This is a genomic window from Shewanella sp. A22 (genome assembly GCF_053850585.1).
Genome location: NZ_JBSQBN010000066.1, coordinates 1 through 24,740, shown reverse-complemented (window position 1 = coordinate 24,740; position 24,740 = coordinate 1). Strand labels below are relative to the sequence as shown.

18 protein-coding genes are annotated in these 24,740 nt (G+C 42.3%); all 18 read right to left on the bottom strand.

Annotation, left to right across the window (positions count from 1 at the left end):
• Positions 1–194: 194 nt before the first annotated feature.
• Entirely contained in the window at positions 195–830 is a 636-nt protein-coding gene (locus tag ACWXWT_RS12785) for a DUF998 domain-containing protein (RefSeq protein ID WP_456041962.1), read from the bottom strand.
• Positions 831–1,175: 345 nt separating this feature from the next.
• Positions 1,176–2,321: an ABC transporter permease gene (locus tag ACWXWT_RS12780; protein WP_456041963.1), complete on the bottom strand. Its 1,146-nt coding sequence runs from the start codon at positions 2,319–2,321 to the stop codon at positions 1,176–1,178.
• The gene (locus ACWXWT_RS12775) at positions 2,321–3,490 is read right to left on the bottom strand and encodes an ABC transporter permease (RefSeq protein ID WP_456041961.1); all 1,170 of its coding nucleotides are present in this window, start codon (positions 3,488–3,490) and stop codon (positions 2,321–2,323) included. Before ACWXWT_RS12775 ends, ACWXWT_RS12780 begins: the two co-directional genes overlap by 1 nt.
• A 12-nt stretch (positions 3,491–3,502) precedes the next feature.
• Positions 3,503–4,492 (bottom strand): HlyD family secretion protein, encoded by a 990-nt coding sequence (locus ACWXWT_RS12770; protein WP_456041960.1) that lies wholly within the window; start codon positions 4,490–4,492, stop codon positions 3,503–3,505.
• Complete coding sequence (locus tag ACWXWT_RS12765) at positions 4,482–5,915, bottom strand: TolC family protein (RefSeq protein ID WP_456041959.1); 1,434 nt, start codon at positions 5,913–5,915, stop codon at positions 4,482–4,484. Before ACWXWT_RS12765 ends, ACWXWT_RS12770 begins: the two co-directional genes overlap by 11 nt.
• Positions 5,916–6,057: 142 nt before the next feature.
• Positions 6,058–7,506, bottom strand: a complete 1,449-nt coding sequence (tldD, locus tag ACWXWT_RS12760; protein WP_456041958.1) for a metalloprotease TldD — start codon at positions 7,504–7,506, stop codon at positions 6,058–6,060.
• 63 nt (positions 7,507–7,569) lie between these two features.
• A complete protein-coding gene (locus ACWXWT_RS12755; RefSeq protein ID WP_456041957.1) occupies positions 7,570–8,400 on the bottom strand; it encodes a carbon-nitrogen hydrolase family protein in 831 nt (276 codons plus the stop codon).
• On the bottom strand, positions 8,324–12,562 hold the full coding sequence (locus ACWXWT_RS12750) for a YhdP family protein (RefSeq protein ID WP_456041956.1): 4,239 nt from the start codon (positions 12,560–12,562) through the stop codon (positions 8,324–8,326). Before ACWXWT_RS12750 ends, ACWXWT_RS12755 begins: the two co-directional genes overlap by 77 nt.
• Before the next feature lie 47 nt (positions 12,563–12,609).
• A complete protein-coding gene (rng, locus tag ACWXWT_RS12745; protein ID WP_456041955.1) occupies positions 12,610–14,100 on the bottom strand; it encodes a ribonuclease G in 1,491 nt (496 codons plus the stop codon).
• An 83-nt stretch (positions 14,101–14,183) separates the two neighbouring features.
• On the bottom strand, positions 14,184–14,771 hold the full coding sequence (locus tag ACWXWT_RS12740) for a Maf family protein (RefSeq protein WP_456041954.1): 588 nt from the start codon (positions 14,769–14,771) through the stop codon (positions 14,184–14,186).
• Between the two features lie 57 nt (positions 14,772–14,828).
• Entirely contained in the window at positions 14,829–15,320 is a 492-nt protein-coding gene (gene mreD, locus ACWXWT_RS12735) for a rod shape-determining protein MreD (protein WP_456041953.1), read from the bottom strand.
• Complete coding sequence (gene mreC, locus ACWXWT_RS12730) at positions 15,317–16,213, bottom strand: rod shape-determining protein MreC (RefSeq protein WP_456041952.1); 897 nt, start codon at positions 16,211–16,213, stop codon at positions 15,317–15,319. Before mreC ends, mreD begins: the two co-directional genes overlap by 4 nt.
• Before the next feature lie 62 nt (positions 16,214–16,275).
• A complete protein-coding gene (locus ACWXWT_RS12725; protein ID WP_137224785.1) occupies positions 16,276–17,325 on the bottom strand; it encodes a rod shape-determining protein in 1,050 nt (349 codons plus the stop codon).
• Between the two features lie 193 nt (positions 17,326–17,518).
• Positions 17,519–22,108: a DUF6701 domain-containing protein gene (locus ACWXWT_RS12720; RefSeq protein WP_456041951.1), complete on the bottom strand. Its 4,590-nt coding sequence runs from the start codon at positions 22,106–22,108 to the stop codon at positions 17,519–17,521.
• A gap of 31 nt (positions 22,109–22,139) precedes the next feature.
• Complete coding sequence (locus ACWXWT_RS12715) at positions 22,140–22,592, bottom strand: MSHA biogenesis protein MshP (protein ID WP_456041950.1); 453 nt, start codon at positions 22,590–22,592, stop codon at positions 22,140–22,142.
• A complete protein-coding gene (locus tag ACWXWT_RS12710; RefSeq protein WP_456041949.1) occupies positions 22,582–23,409 on the bottom strand; it encodes a PilW family protein in 828 nt (275 codons plus the stop codon). Before ACWXWT_RS12710 ends, ACWXWT_RS12715 begins: the two co-directional genes overlap by 11 nt.
• Positions 23,409–23,942 carry a type IV pilus modification PilV family protein gene (locus ACWXWT_RS12705; RefSeq protein WP_456041948.1) on the bottom strand — a complete coding sequence of 178 codons (534 nt, stop codon included), beginning with the start codon at positions 23,940–23,942 and terminating at the stop codon, positions 23,409–23,411. Before ACWXWT_RS12705 ends, ACWXWT_RS12710 begins: the two co-directional genes overlap by 1 nt.
• A complete protein-coding gene (locus ACWXWT_RS12700; RefSeq protein ID WP_456041947.1) occupies positions 23,932–24,411 on the bottom strand; it encodes a pilus assembly FimT family protein in 480 nt (159 codons plus the stop codon). Before ACWXWT_RS12700 ends, ACWXWT_RS12705 begins: the two co-directional genes overlap by 11 nt.
• Positions 24,412–24,740 lie beyond the last annotated feature (329 nt).

Sequence of the window (24,740 nt, the reverse complement as noted above, 5' to 3'; positions counted from 1 at the left end):
TGTAACACAGAAGTGGAATACCTGAGAGACTCCATTCTGGCGGGTTTCAAAGTCCTTTATGCTTCGTTAGATGCTTTCAAAATAGAATCATATTCGCTTCAATCATCTGCCTTGCCTACAGCACTTTAAACTCCCGCTGAAAGATCACATATTTAATAGGATTGGTATTAGGACTGAATATGAAAAAATGGACGTTAACTGACACGAGGTTTATCTGCATTAGGCAAACATACACTCAAACTATATCCCAAATAGATAAACCAAGAATATATCATTAATTCTAGTATGCGTTGATACACACCAACAAGATCTGAACTAGGGTCTAGATTTAAAAAGGCGTACACGCACATCCCTCCAATAGCAAAACTAATCAACTTAAAAACATTAGTTTGCCCATTAAAAGTCGAACCTGATGACATGATAAATATTGAAATTATCCCGCATATGTAACCGGGAAAAGCAGATAGCATATGAATAGTATGCGAAGTGGTTGGTTTAATTGGATTACACTCAAAATCACATGGATATAATGCAGCGATGCCAAGTGATATCCCATAAACACCAATAAAGACAAGCCCTATAATACTTTTTTTTGTTTTAGGGACAACGAGAAAGCATATAAATACGAAAGCAAGTAGAAACAATTCTGTAGGAATAAACCCCCAATAATTAACATAATTACCATGTGGTGAACCAGTTGCCCCCAACTCACTAATGTATTGTGTCACATGGCTATAATTAGGATAATTTAACCCCGCAATAATAATCGTCCCCGCAAACCAAATTAGGCTCAACACAGGGAGAGCGACAAGTAATTTTTTATGATTCAACGTTCGTTTCTCCATTTTTCAACGACTTATTGAACGTCTTTATCAATAAAGCCAGCCGCTTAAGTTATTGATTGATATCAATCCTACATGTGCTAGCTAATCGATGTAAAGAGATGACTATCATTGTGCCAGAATAGCAACAAATTTGGGGTTCCAATACATTAGGATTGGAAATAGAACGACGAGAACCATTTTTAACCGTTGGCATATATCCATATATCTCACCGTATTTAACCATCCTGTCTATCCGCTTTCGACGACAAATGCCTTCTTTAACGGCAAACACATGAACTGGGAAAAGTTAATTGGTAACACAAGATTACAGCAACGACTCTTTTAAACACTTTATGACTTAACAATAAGTTTTTTCTGCTTATAAGCAACCGCCACCGTTGCCATAATGAAAAACACCGCAAATAACCCCCATAATTGGAGCCATTTAGGCAATACCGCCAACCAACCTGCTCCCAATTGATTTAATTCGAGCATTCCCATTATCGCTGGAACAGCTGGAATAATTTGCGAAGCGAAGACCAGTGGTTCAGGAATTAATGCAATTGGCCACACAAACCCTGAAACGAATAAAATCGGCATCGACACCAGCAAGTACAGTTGCGTCGGTAACTCTCTTCGGCTAAATAAACTACTCAGATAAATGCCTAACGCTCCAGTAGCCAATAAAAAAGGCAGCATAAATAAGCCAACTTCAACAAATGTCGCAACCACACTAACGTTATACCAATAGAAACAAAACCCTAAATAGTAACTACTAAATACTGCATACATCATCAAAAACACGCTTAACCTAGCAAGCACCAAAGTCACTGGGTGTACGTGCTGCCAATAACCGGGCTTGTGCCATTGGCCTGCACCTAAAATACCTGTCCCAATAAGTAAGGTTTGATGCAAGATTAACAAAAACAACCCCGGAACCACATAGGGTATATAACCCAAACTGGGGTTAAACGCCGGAACTGAATTAATATTAATAGCGTTAATCGCTTGTTCTGCAGCCTGTGGATTTTGCCCTCGAGCCAGCAAGCCAATTAGCTGCACTTGTTTACTGGCGTCAATACCTGCAGAAACCAACCCTTCTGCGACGGCTGAATAAATTAAAAAGTAACTCGCATCACCGCCATAACTTAATGTTGCACCTTTGCCTAATAACACATCACGTCTAAAGTTAGCAGGAATAACGAGTAATCCGTGTGCTTTACCTTGGTCGATCCACATTTGTGCTTGCTCAATACTGCTTACATTAGCGAGTATTTTAATTTTAGCACTCGCATCTGCATGACGAGTGACCAATCGACTCAATGAAGAATTATCATGATCAACAACCACAACTTGTTGTTCTGTAGGTACCTGATGCAAATACGGTAATGGATACAGTATTGAGTAAAATATCAATCCACCAAATAACGTCACCACAATGGCCTTATCAGCCAAAATAGCTTTGAATTCGGCTACGACTAATTGCCAAAAGTTGATCATTTGGCCTCCAGATTTATATGGCTATTATTTTTAACCTCTGGTGGCACTTTCTGAGCATGGCGCCCCAATATATAAAGCACTGGCAATAACAATAAAAAGCCCCAATAAGAACTAATCTGGGCCAATACTTGTGGTAAGCCAACACCATAGCTAACAACACTGACATGAGAGTCGATATAATGACTCGATGGCATAATCAACCGCCACCATCTAGCCAATATGGGCATATCATTTATTGGGAATGTGATCCCCATAAACGCAAAGGCAGGGGCAAATAGTGCCGTACAAAAACTGATAGTACGTGCACAGTCACGCATCACCATAAAAATTATCAAGACTAATAACCACACAGCCATTAGCATCACAGCCTGTGCGAGAACCAGTAGTAACAAAGCACCCGAAGCGGGCAAGGCTAAATAGTGATATAACCACAACAAAATAAAGCCACCATGGAGAAGCATAATTGGGCTATAAAGAAAGATTTTCACGCCTATTTTTGGCCAAATATTTTGAGCTAAATAGCTACGCTCACCTTGAACAATAAGCTCGGCATTGACACTATTAGCAAAAACTAACATTGACAGTAATTGCCATAATGCAATTAATATAGGCGGGACTAAAAAACCAACATAATTGTTATTTCGGTTAAATAAGGCGGTCGTTTGATTACTGATAGGCGTTAGACTTACATCAACGGTGGCTTTATTTGCGCCTTTAAGTAATAGATTCGCTTCGCCAATGTGGGTTAACCCTTCTGCCAGACTAAGCTGTAGCTGACTGGACAATAGCTTTCCCACCAGCAAAAATTGACTATTATAACGAATATCAATCGTTGGACGTTTTGATAGTAATAAGTCTTTTTTGAGTTGATAAGGCAAAATTACCAGCCCATAGACTTGCGCTCGGCGCATGGCTTCAATTGCCTCAGCTTGATTGGCAAATGAACGCGGCGCAATAACGGCGTTGGCCGAAAATTGTCTTGTTAGCATACGGCTCATTTGACTGTTGTCTAAATCAACCACGGCAACGGGTAACTGTCTTGGAAGCCCTGCGCTGAATAACCACCAAAGTGCAAGCACGCCAATTAGCGGAATATAACTTACCAAGGCAAGTTGCCAAGGCGAGTGCCATAGCGCCTTACATTCGCGCCAAAATAAATGCCTCATCAGCAAGCCTTATTAATGTTCGGCAAGCTTGTCGGCACGAAACAACACCGACATGCCTACCCGTAAATCTGCAATGGGGTGCTTAGGTGTCAGCTCCACTTCAAAGGTGCGCATATCAAAGTCGTGACCACTTTCGGTAGAACGCCAAGTAGCAAAGTTTCCCATAACACTAATGTACGACACAGTAAATTCAACTTGTTGCTGTAGTGCGGGGATATCTAACAAAACAGTTTGATCTTGTTTAAATTGCAACAATTGATCTTCCCGCACTTGTAACACGGCCCATGCATCACTCATATCAATAATGCTCACAACTGGAAAACCGCTAGGGGCTAACTCACCCGCTTGTAATAACACTTCACTCACTTCAGCTTTCTTAGGTGAAAGCATTTGACTGTCTGCCAAAATCGCATTCACTTCATTAACTGCGCCTTTTGCCATGCGTGTTTTACCTGCTGCAGCGGCTTTAGTTTCAACACGAGCGCCTTCTTTTGCCATTTGATACATAGCATATGCTGCTTGCTCTGAATATTTAGCCGCTTGCCATTGGGTATATGCTTCATCGCGTTTTTGCCGTGCGACAACACCTTCATCAAATAAATTTTCAACTCGCTGATAGGTTTTTACTTTCAGCTCTGTCGCGGCTTTGGCTTTTAACCATTGTTCTTTAGCTGCTGTAACTTGTTGTTGTCTTGTCCCATTATGGGCTTGTTGCTGCATAGCGGTAGCAGCGTCTAACCCCCCCTGAGCTTGCATTAATTGTGCATCTAATTCTGGACTACTAATGGCAAATAAAATGTCGCCTTGTTCGACTTTATCACCTTTTCTTACCAGTACGTTTTCAACTCGGCCCGGCACTTTAGACGATATATTGTACTCACGAGCTTCTATTTGTCCTTGTAACACCATCGGCTTAGGCGTAAAGGCCAACATAATGCCATAGCCCAGTAATACGATAAGTAACACGAACACGACAACCGCAATAATCTTATTAGCCCGCATAAGCAGCCCCCTGAATTTGTGTTCGATTAATAAATTCATCCACTTGGCCACTAATGGCCATCACTTTAGCGTAGGCTTGCATATAGCGATATTTAGCGCCTAATTGTTGAGTCTTAACCGCAGTAAGGCTTAATTCGGCATCGACCCTATCAATTGAGGTTGATAAACCTTGATTGAAAGACAATTCTCGCAAACGTAGATTTTCGGTCGCTAATGCTAATGACACATCTAGCGCATCGGCTTCTTCTTTGGCTTGTAGCATTTGTCGATAACTTTGGTCAATAAGCAAACTTAAATCTTGCTTGGTTTGTGCTTTGGTATAACGAGCTTGTAATAAGGCACTTTTCGCGGCTTTTACTTTACCATTGCGGCCATCACGACTAATTAGCGGTATGCTCATGCCGACACCGACCATCCAATCTGGCTCGACTTGAGCAAACAAGCTGTCATCTTCGTACAAGGTATAATTACCGTATAAAAACACTGTAGGGTAATAACTCCCCTTTTCTAAATCCACTAAACCACTTGCTTGCGCTTCTTTAGCTTCAAGTAGTTTTAACGCCGGGTGCTGCGTGAGAGTCAGCTGGCTAAGATGTGGTAATGATGGCTGTTGTTCAAGTAAAAAAAGTGCCGAGACCGGATCGACTGACGGCATGTGCAGCATTCGAGCTAAAGCAATTTCTGCCATTTCATATTGGCGCTTACTCTTGCCCCAATCTACTTTGGCATTTTCTAACGCAACTTGAGCATTTAAACGTTCAACTTTAGCAATTTGCCCTTGTTGCTCTAATTTTTTTGCATGAGTCACGTGCAAGGTTAATGAGTCCACTAACTGCTTTTGGGTTTCGACTAAGGTTTTTGTCACCGATACCGCATAGTAACGATCAACTAATTGGAGAAATAACTCACGCCGAGCCAGCGTCAACTCTTGTTCGGTCTCGGATACTTGTGCGGCATGAATCCCTTGTGCGGCAGTAATTTTTCCACCGGTATAGATGGGCCACATCGCCTGTAAGCTGGCTCGAAACACATCTTGTTCAGTAAACGGTGTAACAAAAAGTGAGCCAGGTATCGCCGCAAGTGCACTGCCAAGCGTCGGCGATAACGTACTACTGTCAAGTGCGGCAAGTGGATTTAAGTCTCGTAAATCGAGTTCGATAGGTTTTTCAAGACGAGTATAACTACCTGCAATATTTAGTGATGGATAATTGAGTGCATCTCCGGCATCTTCTTCTGCTTTAGCACGGTTAACATGCTGTGTTTTAGCATGAAGCTGATCGCTCACTTGCTCTAATTGCTGCCACGCATGGTTAAATGTAATCGGTTCAGCTAATGCGCTAAAACTGAAACAAAATAAACTCAAACATAAGCCAAGGCGGTATCGCCTTGAACAAAATGTAAAAATAAGATGTTGTGTAACCATAAAAACCTCTAGAGTTAACACCCTAAATTGTTTGCAAATAATAACTTAAAGCCGCTATGTTCACAGCAGCATTGTCAGATAAAAAAGGCTTACCAAGCACAAATACTCAGCAAGCCATTATGGGGGCAATAAGCGGTTAATGTTAAGCTGTACCGCCTACCGTTAGGCGATCAATTTTCAGTGTTGGTTGTCCAACACCTACTGGCACGCTCTGTCCGTCTTTACCGCATACACCAACGCCTTTATCTAAGGCTAAATCATTACCAACCATCGAGATTAATCCCATGGCTTCGGGGCCATTACCAATTAATGTTGCACCTTTAATGGCTTGGGTAACTTCACCGTCTTCTATTAAATAGGCTTCTGAAGCCGAGAAAACAAACTTACCTGAGGTGATATCAACTTGTCCACCACCAAAATTAGGCGCATAAATACCTTTCTTAACCGACTTAATAATGTCTGCAGGGTTTGACTCGCCCGCATTCATGTAGGTATTGGTCATTCGTGGCATAGGTAGGTGTGCATAAGATTCACGGCGGCCGTTGCCCGTTGGTGCTTGCCCCATTAAACGGGCATTTAACTTATCTTGCATATAACCTTTTAGCATGCCATTTTCAATTAAGGTTGTTTTCTGGCTTGGCACGCCTTCATCATCAATACTTAATGAACCACGGCGATTTTCCATTGTACCGTCATCAACGACGGTCACCTGTGGCGACGCCACTTGCTGACCGATTTTACCGCTAAAGGCGCTACTGCCTTTACGGTTAAAGTCACCCTCTAAACCGTGTCCAACCGCTTCATGCAGTAACACCCCTGGCCAGCCATTGCCAAGTACCACTGGCATTTCTCCTGCTGGAGCATCAATGGCATTAACATTAACCTGTGCTTGACGTACGGCTTCACGGGCAAACTCAAAGCTTAATGGTAAACCGGCTTCGTCAGTGGCAAGAAAAGCATTGTAATCATGGCGACCGCCACCGCCAGCACTGCCGCGCTCACGTTTACCCTTATCTTCTAAAATAACGCTACAATTAAAACGCACTAATGGACGAACATCGGCAGCTAACGTGCCGTCACTTGCCGCAATTAATATTTCTTCGTGCACACCAGATAAGCTCACAACCACTTGAATAATCCGGCTGTCTAGACTGCGAATATAAGCATCGGCTTGTTTTAAAAGCTCAATTTTTTTCACTTCATCCATTGCGGCTATCGGATCAGCACTGTCATATAGTTTATGTGCTGTTTGACGCTTAAACGCTTGCACCTGGTGTTGTTCACCTGCGCTTGCGATACCTCGAGCAGCTCTTGCTGCCGCATCAAGGGCTGTCGGAGTAATCTCGTCTGCATAAGCAAAACCTGTTTTTTCACCAGTAATGGCGCGCACCCCCACACCTCGTTCAATGTGAAAGCTGCCCTCTTTGACTATGCCATCCTCTAATACCCAAGACTCATGACGACAAGCTTGAAAATACATGTCTGAAAAATCGATATTGTGTTGATGGATGGTATTTAAGTAACTTTGTAAACCATCTAAGGTTAATCCATCTTGCAATAAACTCTGCTCTACTTGGGTTAAAAATGGCATTAAAATTCTCTTTATTAATGGGTAACGCATACTGCGAATTCAGTTTGTTCAGGGCTTTCAGTATTATTTCAACTGTGGCGCCGTAAATCGATTATGGCCAATCACAGGCATCTGTTGACGAATACGCTGAAGTTCCATTATATCAACGTTAGCTTGTACCCAGCCGCACTCTGTAGCTTTTTCTGCAATCACTCGGCCCCATGGGTCTACAACCATACTGTGCCCCCATGTTTCTCTACTACCTTGATTATGCTGACCCCATTGGCCTGCGCCCAATAAGTAGCATTGTGTTTCAATTGCCCGAGCTTGTAATAACACCTGCCAATGCGCCTCCCCCGTCACCTTGGTAAACGCGGAAGGTAATGCTATATAATCAGCACCGGCTAAACGTAGCGCCCGAAACATATCGCCAAAACGGATATCATAGCAAATAGCCAAACCAACTTTGCCAAAAGGAGTATCAATCACACTAATGTGATCGCCTGGATGAAAGGTATCACTTTCGCGATAAGTTTTGGTGCCATCAGCAACCTCAACATCGAATAAATGCAGTTTATCGTAATGTCCTAGGGTGACGCCATAATCATCAAAAAAATAACAACGGCTAAATACTCGGCCATCTTCTGCGCGCATGGGAATAGTGCCAGCAATTAAATACACTTGATGTTGTTTCGCCAACGCCGACAATGCACTTTTTAGTTCGCTTTGATGCTCAGTACCAGCATGTTCTAATTGCTGACTTTCATGACCACCAAACAGCAAACAACACTCAGGTAACACGACCAATTGTGGTTCATTGGCATCTCTAGGTAGGTCGTTAAGCTGCGAGTCGACAAACGCGAGATTGGCTTTGACATCGCGACTGCTTTGACATTGCAATAAGCTGATTTGCATCTCTTACTCCTTGTGGCAACACGACATTCATTAATGGCTCGGCAAAAACCGGCTTGATTAATGGGGCTTCAGTACCCCCTGCTTGTGTATAACCCGTCTGAAAATCATTATCTTTTACAGAAATAATTTTGCTGGATGACGGTACATTGTCTGACTCAGGCCCATTTGGCACACCCGTATCGATAATGCCTTTTTCGAGCGTCTTGTGCTCAATATGACTATTTTCATCGTTCTTAATGTCGGGTCCAAGATTAGGATCTACATCGGGTTCATCTGCTTGCGGTAAAATAGCTTTAGGAATTTCAATTTCTTTACTCTTACGCTCAAGCTCTTCGAGTTGCGGATTATCCATCGTGCCAGTCACTCGGAAGCGAATTTCAGAAATGACTTCAATTACCGGCTCTAACACTTTCGTCAAAGCAAATGCACCTAAGCCCAAAGTCCAAGCGCTGGTGCTCAATAACACCACAGTTGGTACACTAGAAGCAAGCTGTGGCACAAAACGAATGTCGTAATTTAGGCTTTGGCTAGTGAGATCGGTGTAACCTCTTACTCTCATACTACCTGCAATGGCGTCCATTTCTGTATCAGTGGTTTTAACTACACCATTATCAATAGTAAGGTTGCCAGCAAAGGTATTGAAATATAGACCTTTACCAAAAACATCCGAAAAATCTAACGACAGCTTACGCAATAATGAATCTAAACTAAATAACGAAAAGACTCGCGCACCTTTGTCACTAATCTCCGACAAATGACCTTGACCTAATGCAAATTTTAGCTGGCCATTAAGGGTATCAAGGGTGAAATGATAAGGCGCACCTTGCCAAGATAACTGGCCACTTAAATCCAGTGGTGCATCTCGCAAGCCAGGATTAATATTTAATATCGCTGATAAATCATCGAACTTATCAGCATGTAAATTAACATCAAACAACGTTTTATCAATATCATTTTCGACAGACCATAGCCCATTAGCTTGTAACGCTACCGTAGGTTTAGTAAGTGAAATGGTTTGAAATTGATAACCCTGATCTTGTGGAAAACCTTGTAGTACTAAATGACCAAAAGACAAGTCATCCACTCTAAAATCATCTACATCAACGGCCAACGTGGGCAAATGTTGCTGCATAGACGTAGCGTCTAAATCTATACCTTCAACAGTATCCATTGCTGAGAATAAATGCAGTTTTTTAGCCACTACTTTAATCCCTTGTTCACGCCAGTTAGGGTAAAAATCAATTCTGCCATCAAACTGTTGTGACTGAGCATCAAAACGCCAGACATGTTCAGTCGGTTGAGCATCAAAGTGTAATTTATCAAATAATTGCCCCAATATATTCAACTGAGCAATATCTGCATGCACTCCCATTAATGGCGGAAAGGTTGTTGTTTTCGTATCAAGATCTGACACAGTGGTGTTAGTGGGATGAGTTGCCGTGGTCACGCTGGGCAATTCATCCGCTGATAAAATACGGTCTCGTATTGTTGTGGTAATAATGTCGCTATCGACTGTTGGGCTAAAACGATTAATCATTGGTAACCATTGCGTCAAATCGATTTTTGGTAAATCTAAATGTATGTGTCCCTGCTGCTTACTCAATCGGTCGCCAAGCTTAAAATGACGGCCAATCATTATGTCGTAAAAAGCCAATCTACTGCCACTTTCAGCATTAAATCCTCCCCAAAACTCTACATCATCACCCAATTTGATGCTTAAAGAAGATTGTTTATTATCACCAATTAAGTCGACTCTGAGGGGTTTAGGTTCAACAGCAGATTTTTTATACGGAGAAGGCAAATCTAACGATGTACCCAGTAAATCAGAATTAGCCGACAGCTGTAAGCTGTAACCGCTGGGGTCAAAAATCATCGTAAGCGCACCGCCCCAATTCATCTCGCCGCTATAGGTCCCTGTCATGGGATTGGTTAATTCACTTGGTAATGTGCCGAGGTTCCAACGTCCGGTCATGTCGACACTCAAGGCCGAATGACCATTTTGCTTACCTGTAGACGCGCTAAACGTTAACGGTTGATTAAACAGTTGTGCCTTAATATTTTCTGCATTAACTAGCTCATTTTCAAACGTCACTTGGCCAGTCACTTTTTGCAAATTTAACCCTGGAGTAGCAATATAAATGGGATTATTGGTTAAATTAACTTGGCCTTTAATTACTTGTTCTCCCCCCTGATATAAAGGAATAGAGAGATCCAATGTAGTGTTAATTTGCTGCTTAATTTGAAGCACATCCAAGGTGGTACCAACAGAGTCTTGCAATGAAGAAGCATTAATCACCTTGGTAGCAGCTTGTGCATCTGTGGTGATATCGGCTTCCACTTTAAGAAGTGATTCATTCCCCAAGTGCGCGATAGACACCTGCGCTCCATCTACAACAACATTATCGAGTTTGCCATGCTCAATCTGTAAATCCATCATGTCATTTTCAAATAAAGCAGATAGGGTAAGCTGACTCACTGCTGGCCAATCTGGTTGAAACTTAAAGATGCCGTTATCAAGGGTAAAACCGGCTTGAAACGTTCCGCTACGGTCATCATAAGGGTAATCACCTAACGCACCATGCCAGACAATTTGGGCATTATTTACGTTCCCTGCAACTAAACCGTCATTAAGATAGCTGACTAAATCCGGACTCATTGCCATAAGTGGAAAATAACGCCCAACATAAGCAACATTATTAATACTTAACTGAGCAGCCAACCCCATATGAGTCTGTTCCGACAACTCAAAGTTAAGACCTGCTTGCAGCGTAATATCTGCATTTTCAAATACCATTCTAGGCAGGGTTAGACGTTGTTGTTCAATATCATAACGCCCATTAATCGGGCTACCATGTACGGTTAATGGCTGACTAAAATCATCATTAAAATCGAGTGTATATTCTTGTTCGGGTAAGGTAAATTCAAGCTGATTATTCGCCCACGTCAATTGGGCATCAATCGGACTGATTCCAGGTATAGACTGCAAGGGTTGCCACTGCAATTGCTTAATATCAACCTTGGCAACTATAGGTTTATCTACTGGCTTATAGAGCCGAACTGGCCCAATTTGTCCCTGAGGATTAAGCTGCTGCCAACCATTCACTTGCGACTTACCCAGCCCTGGAACTAGCGGTAACATGGGTTTGAGGTATGACGGAATAATTTGATTCACATAACCAAAAAAATCACCTGCATGAGTCCCAAGTGCAAACTCTAATGATGGCCAAGTTTTATCATTCGTTGATAAATGTAAATTGTGGCTGGCAACTTTCCATCCATCCGATTGTGGCGTCCATTGCAATGAACCAGAATGGATAGAAAATTTTTGTTGAGTATCTGCATCGCTCCACTGTAACCAGCTGGGTTTAAAAACTAAAATACCATCACTAATTTGACGTTGTTTAAATGTCATCCATGCGTCAAGATTTATCACACCTTGAAATTCAATTTTGTCACTGTTCTGTTGTGCATTATGTTGTCTAGAAGCCCATTCGCCTAAATCCAATGAATCTGCTGTAACGTAAAGCTGACCCGCGACAGTATCAGGCTGATGTCCATTACCACTAAGATCGATTCGTAAGGTTAATTGTTCTTGCTGCGATTGGAACTGATCAACATGGATCAAACCTTGGGCTTGGTGACGGTTAGCCGTATTTTGCCATAGCAGGTTATCAACAAAAATTGGTCGATAATCATGTTGCTGGCTCACCAAAAGCAATGATGCATCGGTAATTGAAAAATGCCCTAACTGTTCTAACAACAAGCTATACAGCCAATCAAGATTAGCATGGTTATCGGCTTCAGAGGGGTTACCGCCCGTGGTTAGCTGGTCAAGATCTAGCGCCACTTTTACACCATCAAAGACCACGGTTTCAATTTGTGGACTTAAGGAAAAAAGCGACTGCCAAAAGTCGATTTTAATGTGAACATTTTGACTAATAACAGTAATAGGTAAGTTATCTTGTGGTGGTAAAACTAAATTCTTAACCGTCAATGCAGGCCCAAAAGCTTGCCATTCGGCATTCAGTTCATCCATTTGAACATGCAGCTGGTATTTACTTTCAAGATAAGTGACTAACTCTGTGCGCACTTCAGGAATATGGGGCAATAAACCGCGAATAAGGCTCACAACCAGCGCAAAGAGCACTAGCGAAATAGCCAAAATTTGCCAACAGATCCTGTTGATAGAGACAGCCCTAGTTGTTGACACTACATCATCACCACATCATATTTACTTTGAATGTATAACGGTTCATTTTGCAAACGAATACGCTTACCTATGTAGACTTCTAATTCTGCCAACAAATGAGATTCATCACCACTAAAGCTCATATACACGGCTGGCGAGCAATACAATAAAAACTCATCGGCTTTATAAGCACGATTTAAACGAATAATTTCCCGAAAAATTTCATATGACACTGTTTCGATTGTTTTCATCGTGCCTGTGCCTTGGCAAGATGGACATTCGCCACATACCACGTGTTCTAAACTTTCGCGGGTACGTTTACGAGTCATTTCCACTAAGCCTAAACCCGAAAAACCACTGACACTGGTTTTTACACGATCTAACGCCAATGCTGCATTTAAACTTTCTAACACTCTGGTTTTATGGTCATTACTCAACATATCAATAAAATCGATAATGATAATACCACCTAAATTACGCAAGCGTAATTGCCGAGCAATCGCTTGTGTCGCCTCTAAATTGGTATTAAAAATGGTTTCTTCTAAATTGCGGTGTCCCACAAAAGCGCCGGTATTAATATCAACCGTGGTCATCGCTTCTGTTTGATCAATGATTAAATAACCGCCAGATTTCAGCTCAACTTTACGCCCTAGCGCGCGCTGAATTTCATTCTCGACATCATACAATTCAAAGATAGGTGCAGGACCAGCATAATGCTCAATTTTTTCTGCAATTTCAGGCATAAACTCTTGGGCAAACTGCTGTAATTCTGCATAAGTCCTCCTGGAATCAACCTGAATATGGTCAAGCTCAGTTCCAACAAAGTCGCGGATGATCCGCACAGGCAATGCCAAGTCTTGATACAGTAAAATAACGCCCTTACGCTTGCGGCGTTCACTCACTTTGGCCCACACTCGGCGTAAGAAAGCCGCATCTTGAGCGAGTTCATCTTCGCCAACATTTTCAGCCGCAGTGCGAATAATAAAACCACCATCGTCGTCGACATAGGGTAAGGTAATATTTTTAAGGCGCTGACGTTCTTCTTCAAGCTCAATACGCTGGGAAACACCCACATGGCTTGAACCCGGCATAAAGACTAAATAACGTGAAGGCAAAGTAATATCTGTCGTTAAGCGAGCACCTTTAGTACCCAGTGGATCTTTTACCACCTGCACCATAATATCTTGCCCTTGGCGGACAAGCTCAGCAATATCACGTACCACAAAGTTGCCCTTTTCAACATCGGCAACACATTCTGTATGGGGAACAATGTCTGAAGCATGGAGAAAGGCGGCTTTATCTAAACCAATATCAACAAATGCGGCTTGCATACCCGGCAAGACACGGCTAATTTTACCTTTATAAATATTGCCTACCAAACCTCGCTTCATACGACGTTCAATATGTACTTCTTGTAAAACACCATGCTCAACTAATGCTACACGCGCTTCTGTTGGCGTGACATTAATGAGTAATTCAGTGCCTTTTTTACGTTGTGCTTTTACATTCATAAGCCACCAGTATTCAGGTCATGCTCCAATCGTAATGTTGCCAGCAGCAGGACCACCGTAGAAGACCGATTAAAGCAATAAAGTTAAGTGTGCTGCATCATGCAGGCTAACAATTCACGAGTATCAACTAAAGGCAAACCAACAACAGCAGAATAACTGCCTGCTATTGATTTAACAAAGCAGCCACCTAATGCTTGTATTCCGTAAGCTCCAGCTTTATCCATAGGTTCACCTGAAGCCACATACGCTTCAATATCAGCCACGGCTAGCTCACAGAATGTCACTTGGGTGCAACACAATCTGCTAAAAGTCTGCTTCCCATCCGTTAATGCGACTGCGGTCATCACTTCATGAGTTTGACCCGACAACAACATCAGCATGCGTTTGGCATCGTCTTGGTCGATGGGTTTACCTAATATCAAGCCATTAAGCACCACGATGGTATCCGAGCCTAACACTTTAGGGGCAATAAAATGGTCGCTAAGAGCCAAGCCCGCTTGCGCTTTTTCAAGCGCTAATCGACACACATATTGAGTAGCAGTTTCGGTAGATAGGGGCGTTTCATCGATATCAGGTGCAACTAACTCAAACGTAAAATTGGGATAACTAAAGCCTGCTTGGTTCAATAATTCTTTTCTTCTTGGAGAAGTGGAAGCCAGTACCCATGTCATCAATTCTTTACTCTCATTTAGTGTACATTAAAACCATTCTTACGTGAGTACGTTAGATTAACGAACCTTATAATGGCGACGCATATTGCGTAGCACCCAAAACACCCACCACCAAATGAATAAGCTCGAAACGGCAGGTAAAAATACATCCACATTAAATGGTATCGCGCCAACGGCAACGAACTGAACCCAAAAGACCACTGCATGATAAATGCAGATAAAACAAGCAACTAATATCGATTGTTGCCAACGGGGATAATTGCGTAATCGCTGACACAATAGCACGACAATATAAATCACCAACGACAAGGCTAATGAGCGGATACCTAAAGTCGCCCCTAAGAGCACATCAAGCATAACTCCTAGCAGCCACGCGGTAAGAATACTGTAACGATGCGGTAGTGCCATTGCCCAATATATCATTACCATTAATAACCAATCAGGTCGCCATGCTTCTACCATTTGGGGTAATGGCATAATTTGAAACATCATACCGATAAATAATGTCAGCCAAACCACTAAGCGACCATTTGCAACATGCGCTCTCATTGGCTCACCTCACTCGTTGCGGCTTTGGCTGCGGCATCATTCATCAAGCCTTTTACATCGTCAGGAATTGTAAAAGGTTTGGTTTCATCTGGCCAAATAAGCAATACGTAACGAATACGATCAAGTGCTGCTAGTGGCTGTGCATTAATCACCGCATAGCTTTGCCCATCATCACGAGATACGCTGATAACACGTGCCACAGGATAACCTTCCGGAAAACGATTACCCAAGCCTGAGGTCACCAGTAGATCACCAACAATAATGTCGGTGCTCTTAGCCACATGACGTAACTCAATTTGGTCTATGTCACCTGTACCGTTGGCAATAGCACGCACATCGTTGCGAGTCACTCGAACAGGAATGCCATGGGTCGTATCAGACACCATCAACACACGGCTGGTAAACTCACTAACCTCAACCACCTGCCCTACAACACCTTGAGCATCAACCACAGGTTGACCAACATAGACACCTGTTTGCAAACCATGATTTAACACCACAAACTGCCGAAAAGGATCGCTGGCCACCTCCATGACTTCGGCCACCATCTTGCGAGAATCCATATGCACGGGTGAACCGAGTAGTGCCCGTAAACGCTCATTCTCTTGGCGAACATGCTCAAAACGCTGTAAACGTTCAGACATTACCAGTTGTTGACGTAACAGTTCTTTATTTTGCAACTCAAGCATATTACGGGTCGCAAATGCTTCGGCGGACCAATCAAGCATGACACCTGGAACATTGGCTAAATACTGCAGAGGGCTTAATACTGAAGATAAAGATTGACGAACAGGGTCAAGGCGATGATTAGTGATGAGTAATGCCACCGACAAAAGAATTGCCAGTGTCAGTCTAAATTGATTAGAGACGCCACGAACGAAAATTGGTTTCATAAATTGTTCGCAACTCTGTTAACCTACAAAAAACGTTAACAAAGTTGCTCAGCAAATAGTGATTAGTTCTCTTCAGAGAACAAATCACCACCATGCATATCAATCATTTCAAGGGCTTTCCCGCCACCACGAGCAACACAAGTCAATGGATCATCTGCAACCATGACCGGAATACCCGTTTCTTGCATAAGTAAACGGTCTAAGTCGCGCAACAATGCGCCACCACCAGTTAACACCATACCGCGTTCTGAAATATCTGAAGCAAGTTCTGGTGGAGATTGCTCTAATGCCACCATGACGGCACTTACAATGCCAGATAACGGCTCTTGTAATGCTTCTAAAATCTCATTGCTGTTCAACGTAAAGCTTCTTGGTACGCCTTCTGCCAAGTTACGGCCACGGACTTCAATTTCAAGCACTTCGTCACCAGGGTACGCGGTACCAATAGTGTGCTTAATCCGTTCCGCAGTTGCCTCGCCTATTAAACTACCGTAGTTACGGCGCACATAGTTAATAATGGCATCGTCAAATTTATCGCCACCAATACGCACTGATGAAGAATACACCACACCATTCAGCGAGATAATGGCAACTTCAGTCGTGCCGCCACCAATATCAACCACCATAGAACCTGTGGCTTCTGATACAGGTAATCCCGCACCAATCGCTGCAGCCATTGGCTCTTCAATTAGATAAACTTCACGGGCACCCGCACCCATCGCAGATTCGCGAATAGCACGACGCTCAACTTGAGTCGCGCCCACAGGTACACACACAAGAACACGTGGACTAGGACGAAAGAAACTGTTGTTATGCACTTGCTTAATAAAGTGTTGAAGCATTTTTTCAGTCACATAGAAGTCGGCAATAACACCGTCTTTCATTGGACGAATAGCTTGAATATTGCCAGGTGTACGGCCGAGCATTTGTTTTGCATCGGTCCCTACAGCAGCAACAGATTTGGGACCATTACTATTGCGTTCGCCGCGAATGGCAACCACAGAGGGTTCGTTCAACACGATGCCTTCATCGCGAACATAAATAAGAGTATTTGCCGTACCTAAATCGATCGATAGGTCGTTAGAAAAAATGCCGCGCAGCTTTTTGAACATGTATCAGGCCTGTATTCTGTGGAGTCAGAAGAAAGAAAAATCAGCTAACTTTATCAATGACACCCCCATTCTACAAGACCGAACGGGTTAACAATTGCTAATCTGGCACTTTTTTTTACAAAAGTGTATAAAAAAATGCCAATTGGTTAACTTTAATCCAAAAAAGAGTAAAAAAGGCGTTTTTTTATTCAGATTATTGGCCTACTTCACGCCAGTAAATGATCCGATCATGGCCTCGGTAACGACCAAAAAACGCACTTGCTCTTGGGTCATATAACTGATTGGGACTTACTTGGTCCCAATTCCAATACCACTTAAGCCAATCTTCAACTTGTAGCGGTGCTGTCACTTGGCCTCGATATGTTTTAGAACCGGTGTTTTGCCATAATAAGCTTAACTGGCCACTACTCATTGCAATGTTAGCGGTACTGCCATCGCTGCGGAGCACGGTTTGGTCTGAGGCTATTAATGGAGCGTATATTTCGGTGCCATCAAGTACATCGATAACTTGCGTACAGTTATCATTAACATTGGTTATCCAGTCGCTACCATTCCAATACTGGGCATAGGTTGGCATACGCAAAATGTCATCCTCCGGACCAAAGGTATTGTCCATCACCACCCTGCCATGACGGAAAGCTTGAGTGGATAACCATTTTGCAGTGCAATCATTAGCATCAACACAGTTATCTGTGGTATCTGGACGCATATCAGATGACGAAACTAAAGACACATTCCCATCATTATCGAATACTTGTACGCCAATATCTAACAAAGAAAAAGGTCCATCGACACCCGAAGCGGTCATTCGCTTGAAGCTCGCTAAATAAGTGGCGTCAACGCTTGCTTCACCCAAAACCCAAGACCCAGTATTGATAGGTAGAGCGCTTAATCTGCCACTCAAATCTATACCATTGTTACTATTTTCACCCACAAGAATGGCATTCGCTTTAGCAAAAGCACCTTGATAATTTTTAGTGATATCAGTGCCAATATTAAAAGCGCTTAACGTCAACGTCAGACTAAAAGGTTGGTCCATATAAGTAAAACTACCGCAAGATGGCAGCACACTTGAGCGGCTAACAACAAAACGGTCTGGCACAAAACGGCCTATGGCAGGCGATGTGGCGAGAGGAATATCATAAAAATTCGACTCCAAATATTCTATCTTCGGCTTAGCCGTAAATTGAAACACACCGACTTCGCTTACTGACTGAGATACAGTATTACGATTAGTCGTTTCCGCTATGTGATTATATTTTTTAGAGCCAACCGCACCAAGTACGCCATCTTTTGGATCGGGATCGACCAATTGATGCCCTAACTCAATGTCATTATGGGCATAATTGGGCGTATTAATATTATCGCAAAAATTGGTATCGCCGTCAGACTCCCAAGCTTTCCCTTGAATAATTAAGTTAAATGACTCGCCAGCTTTTTTGTAAACATCACAAGAACTGTTACCTGCGGAGCATTTTGCACTAATATCTTCTGGGGTAACACACAAGCCCACGGGGAAGCTAACAAACTGATCTGAACCTAACATGATCAATCCCTGCTCATCACCTGTGCCAGTATACTTTGCATCTAGCTGCATTTTCCCTGCATCAGGGTAGTTAACAATAAGTTCAGCTTTACCATCGGTATCGAATGCCAACTCAAGCGTTGTAGCGGCACTCTCTAGTTTACTTACTACCTTACTATTCACCGTTGTCGATTGACCATTAATTGGAGTAATGGGATCGATATAAGAGCTCCAAAAATCGACATTTTTAGTGGTTTGAGAAAATAGAGGTATACATTGTTGAGTAACATCTGAGGTTTTCACTGCACGGATTGTAATATTGTCAGTTGGTTTGTTTGCTAGCTTATCTGGCACATCAAAAATAAAACCACTTTCGGCAAAGCTAAAGGTGCAGCTTGCTATATTTAGCGCGCCTCCCCCCTTGCGGCACAAAGTGTCACTGCCCGCTATGGTTGAAGGAACGGAAGATGTGACCCCAATAGTGATTGGCGTAATGACATTATTACGTAAATCGACCGTTGCGACACCATCTTCAAACTGAACCACATTGGTTTTATTACCCTCAACATACCAAGCACCATTTGCGTTAGGCTCAAGTGATAAATTCGCCTCCACTGGGTCAGTAAATAAATTACAGGGCACGCTCGCATCTTTACAAGCTCTGACAGTCATAGTCTCAGCCTTGCAGGTAAATGGCGAGCTAGAATAGTCAAACTCAAAATGATGAACTTGTTGGCCAACTGGATTTGATTTAAGTGCACAAACCTTAAAGTTATCCATCTCATGATTATTGTTTGAACCGCCAGTGGAGCCAGTAATAGACAGGTAAAAATCTTTAGGTACAGGTGCTTGACCGCTAAAACTCAAGGCATCAAAAGGGGCTATTAAGGTCTCATAATCAGCAGGATTATCCCTATTCAGCGTATCGCGTAGTACTGACACCATGGCCTTACCTGGAGTTCGAGAATCTATGATGATTTTATATCTATGATTTGGCTGAGCGTTAGATGTATTACGCACATCAATTTTGGGGTTAATGTTGGCATTAGTCCCTGTTAAGTAACGGTAACTTGTGCCAGCAGAGCCACGAATCGCCACGGCTTGAGATCTAAACCCAGGCCCACCAACCTTACCTTCGTTGGCGCTAGAAAAGTTCCCGTATTCATCCAACGCTATGCCCAGCCAACCACCAGCAAAACCTGGAGTGCCATTATTACGCTGGGCATACCCTAAAGCGCCACCAAAACTGCCTGGCTGAGGGGTCTTACTCGCATCAGACAAAATAACGGCAATGCCATCAGCACCTGTTCCCCACAGGCTTGACCAAGCAAAATAATCAAATTCTACCTCAACTAAATTATCCGCAGCAGGAAATAAGCGCTGATAAGTACTTGATGTAGCTTGATTACCTCTAGCAGAGGTAAAGCGCAGTCGATTACTCACGATTGAAGGTGGTAATGAAGAACCTAACACCTTGAGCGCCCAATCATCACCAACGTCATTACGATTAAAATCGTCACTAAAACATGTTAAGGGATCTGTTTTTTTCTCAAAAGCAACAAAGCTGTAATGTTCATAAGTATGCCTACGTTGATTATTTCGATACTGATCTTCGTCTGTGACCATACTGACTGCGGTATTACTCAACAGACATCGACGCAGCCAACCACCATCATTATCACGACGGCTCGTCTTACTCGCAACAAATAAAGGGGGGTTCGTAAACCCAATAAGTGGTGTGGAGAAAGAGCATTGCGAACTCAAGCTACTGTTACCATTAGAGTTAATTGTGACAGCACTTCCAAAGTGATAATTGACATTTTCACCATCCAATACCAAAGTCCCGCTGCCCGACTGAACGGCTAAATAAGCAATGGTTTCATATTGAAGCGAATAATTATTCAAGTTACCTGGTTGGCATCTATCGGACCAGCGAGTTCTAACTTCAGATGCATCCATCGCCAGTTCAATACCATCATTAGTTGATTGTGCAGTACTGGTTAACCAGCAATTATTATTTTGTGTTTGAAGTTGATTGAGTTGTACATTTTGGCTGCTAGGTAATACGACTTGTTTATATTGGTCATTCGAACCCATTAACGCTTTGTTTTGCTCAACAGATCCAGCAGTCAATGTTGTTCCATTCGATAATGTGTATGTTCCTGGTATCACCGCAATCCAGTGCACTTCTGACATTACAGCACCATCTACCGCATTACTTGGTGGCTCTGCTTGAGTCAAGGTAAAGCCTGTCGAATCAATATTGCTTAAAAATACACTTTGCGGCCCATCATTTTCAGGATCATTTGTTGAAATGGTTGGCATAACAAAAACTAAAGGGGTTACGCCAGTTGGGAATGCTTTATCAAAAACAACACTGGCTTGGGTACTATTTGAAGCAACATAAGATTTACCATACTGAATATGAAAGTCTAAATATGTAGGTGAGTTATCTGTTATTGATGTGTTACCAGACATTTCAAGATATCTTGAGCTCACTCGGCCAGCTATAGCCGCGTTAGTATTTAATGTTAGCTTTTCATTCGCATATATATTCGCTGCAATACTCGATGAACCATTCAAAGTGAGATTATTATAAGCAATAAGTTGCAATTTATTACTTTTGGTTTGGTTAATAACGGTACTGTTAAACGTAGCATCGTTATTTATAAATATTCTGGCATCTCCTTGAAGGATGATCTCTGAATCTGAATTTAACTCTAGAGAATTTATCCAATAATCACCAGCAGGTAATACGAGTTTGGCACCTTGACCTAACGCTATTTTATTAAAACGGTATTCAGTTCGAGCCGATGACATAGTTAAAGTACATGAGGAATATAAACTCACACTGTTGAATTGATTCTGGTTATTTGATCCTAAACTTAATTGTTGACCATCGTTACAATATCCAACTCCACTATTACCATTACTGTATAAGAATGCATTTTCATTCGTCAACTTTAGCCCTTGGAAATCAGTTTGAGTGATACTACACATCCTCGAACTGCCATCAATATTGTCACAGCCTTCAGTTGGAAATCCATTGTCAATATTACGTGAACAATAAGCTAATGAACGTCCAAGTGCCCCTCTTATTTTAGCGTTGCGATACATCACCAATTGAGTATTAAAGATATTATTACAGGCAAGCGTACTACCATATTTATGATGACCCTGTGCGACCAGAGGCCAAGTTGCCGATGCATCAATAATATTAAAAGCAAACGCATTTTTAAGGCTAAAAATTAGTATCAAACAAGCTATTGATACTAGTTTGTAAAAGGACTTAATTCCCACGAGCTTCTACCTCCACTTGGCGACTGACTCGCAAACACGTAGAACTGCTTGCAGTACCCGCACAATTACCTGTTTCACATACCGCTAGGCTATTAATTCGATATTGGTTCACACTACCTACAGTGGCAATATTGCACGTTATTGACACAGAACAATTATAAAAGCCTAACCCAGCAGGAGAAACCCATGTGGTATTGACATCAGCACAGTTAGCAACAGAACCATTAACAGGAAACAGCTCAGCTAATGCTGCATCGGCGCCACTGTTGGCACTAAATAATGCCCGAGTGCCCCACACTTCCATGTTCACCGACTCATCTGCATCACCAACAATACGAATTAAGCTTGCAGCGATGAGAAACATTACTGTGAGCACAAAAACACCGATAATCAGTGCGCTGCCTTGTTGCGAATGTTGGCTTAATTTCAGCTTAGGGAACATTCATCACCTGCACTTGATGGTTATATTGAAATGTTTCACCATTAACACTAAATATCGGCTGTAAATGCACTATCGCATTGGTCACCAGTGTCGATGGAGTAAGGACCACCGCGGGATTAACCGCTAACGCATTAGCGACATTTTGCGCCATTAACACCCCATTACCCATCGCTGCGGGCGTAGGCTGATTGACCTTATAACCATAATTTTGGTATAGGCGCAGCTCAACACTACTGGCATTGTTAACAAAACAGTAGCTCAATGGACTATCTGCAACGTATAAGCGCTTTAACGGAGAGGACTCTGTAAAGCGGACGCTTTGGGTTAAGGTAATAGTAAGTTGGTCGCCTAATTCAGTAACACTTTGCACAATAAATCGTTTCGCCGTTGTCCCTTGAGGGTTATAAATATCTGCGGTGGTAAGTGGGTATATCAGCACTGACTGATTGTTAACTATTGGACGAATACTTTTAATCGCCGTTAAATTATTTTGCGCCGTTTGCGGCGCAAACGGCGCATTAATATAAGACGTACTGGCAGCAATAGGCAACAACTCCAAACATTGATAACTACCATCGATGGCAGTTAACGTTCGCATACTGTTGGGCACAGCACGCCGAATATCCCGTGTCATCCGTTCAATGCCAAAACGGCTTTGACTGAGCACTTGATCCACTGCGCTCGACTCGACAAAAATTCGGGTGCCAAAAATCACAAAACTACTCAACCCAACCACAACAATACCTAAAATTAAAATAACCGTTACCATTTCAATTAAAGTGAAACCAGCGGATTTACCTTGGTTGCTAAGTAACATTAGTAATTACTCCTTACCGCTTGGTAAGTGATTACTTCTCCGACAGGTGTTGTCACATCGACAGTGATTAATTTTTTTGCTTGAGTAGTAGGGTCAAGATATTCAACTGACACGTTCAGCTGATAACGAGGATAGGCTTGGGCATAAGTTTGGCTAGAGTCGAGCATGTTATCAGTTTCATCCAAGCCATGATAATCATCAACGTCGTTGAACATATCGCGGCTTTCTTCAGGGCCAAGTAAACCCGCAGAAGTACAAGCAATACCACCAGACGCATTACACGCTGGTACACCACCATTAGCATTGGTATTTTGATCATATCGCTTACCCCAAATTTCATTCATGACTGAATGAGCTAACTCAGCAGAACGAACCCTATGTATCGTGGCTGCGGCCCTGTCTGCTTGGGGAAATAACATACTGGTGAGCATGACAATTGCAATACCAATCACCATCATTCCCACAACCAGTTCAATTAAGGTAAAGCCGCCATGGGAATGAGGTAGTGGTTTATGTTGAATGTTACAGAGCATGAACATACCCCTCAGATTCAACGGCAATGGCTAAGGTTTCATCTGCCACAGCATTAAAACAATAGCCAGAGCAAGCCGGAGATAACATACGGCCTAAGTTGTCAAAGGTAATCGAAAATACTTGGCTCGCGTTACTGACTAAGGTGATATTAGCGCCGCCACTAAAGGTTTGTGGTTGCTCTGTTCGGAAAGGTTTACTACAACTATTACCGCTGCGATCACTAAAATAACGCAATGTATAACCACTGGCGTTAACATCAACTTGGTAACACTGATCAGTATTTTGCATCGCTTTAAGCTGAACTTGGCGTAGCTCACTAATAAACTCATTACGTAAGGTATAAGCACTGTAAGAAGAGTCAGACAACAGGCGCGGCAACACCGCTACGGCAATAATACCAATCAAGATGATGGTGGTGACTAATTCAACTAGGGTAAAGCCAAGTTGAACCTTGCGTTGTTGACTCAATGTAATGATGTCCTTAACTTAATGAGCTGCAAATATTTACATTCTATCTCTTTTTACAAATGAAAAATGACTAACACATGCGTAAAGGTAACAATCATTACGCTTAATCAGTATGGCTAAAATAACATAAAATATCTGTCTATTTATTAAGTTAGTCAAAAAATCACTGATTCACATCATAACAATCATCTCCCCCAGAACTAGTAATACCAATCCTATTAAATATGTGATCTTTCAGCGGGAGTTCAAAGTGCTGTAGGCAAGGCAGATGATTGAAGCGAATAGTGATTCTATTTTGAAAGCATCTAACGAAGCATAAAGGACTTTGA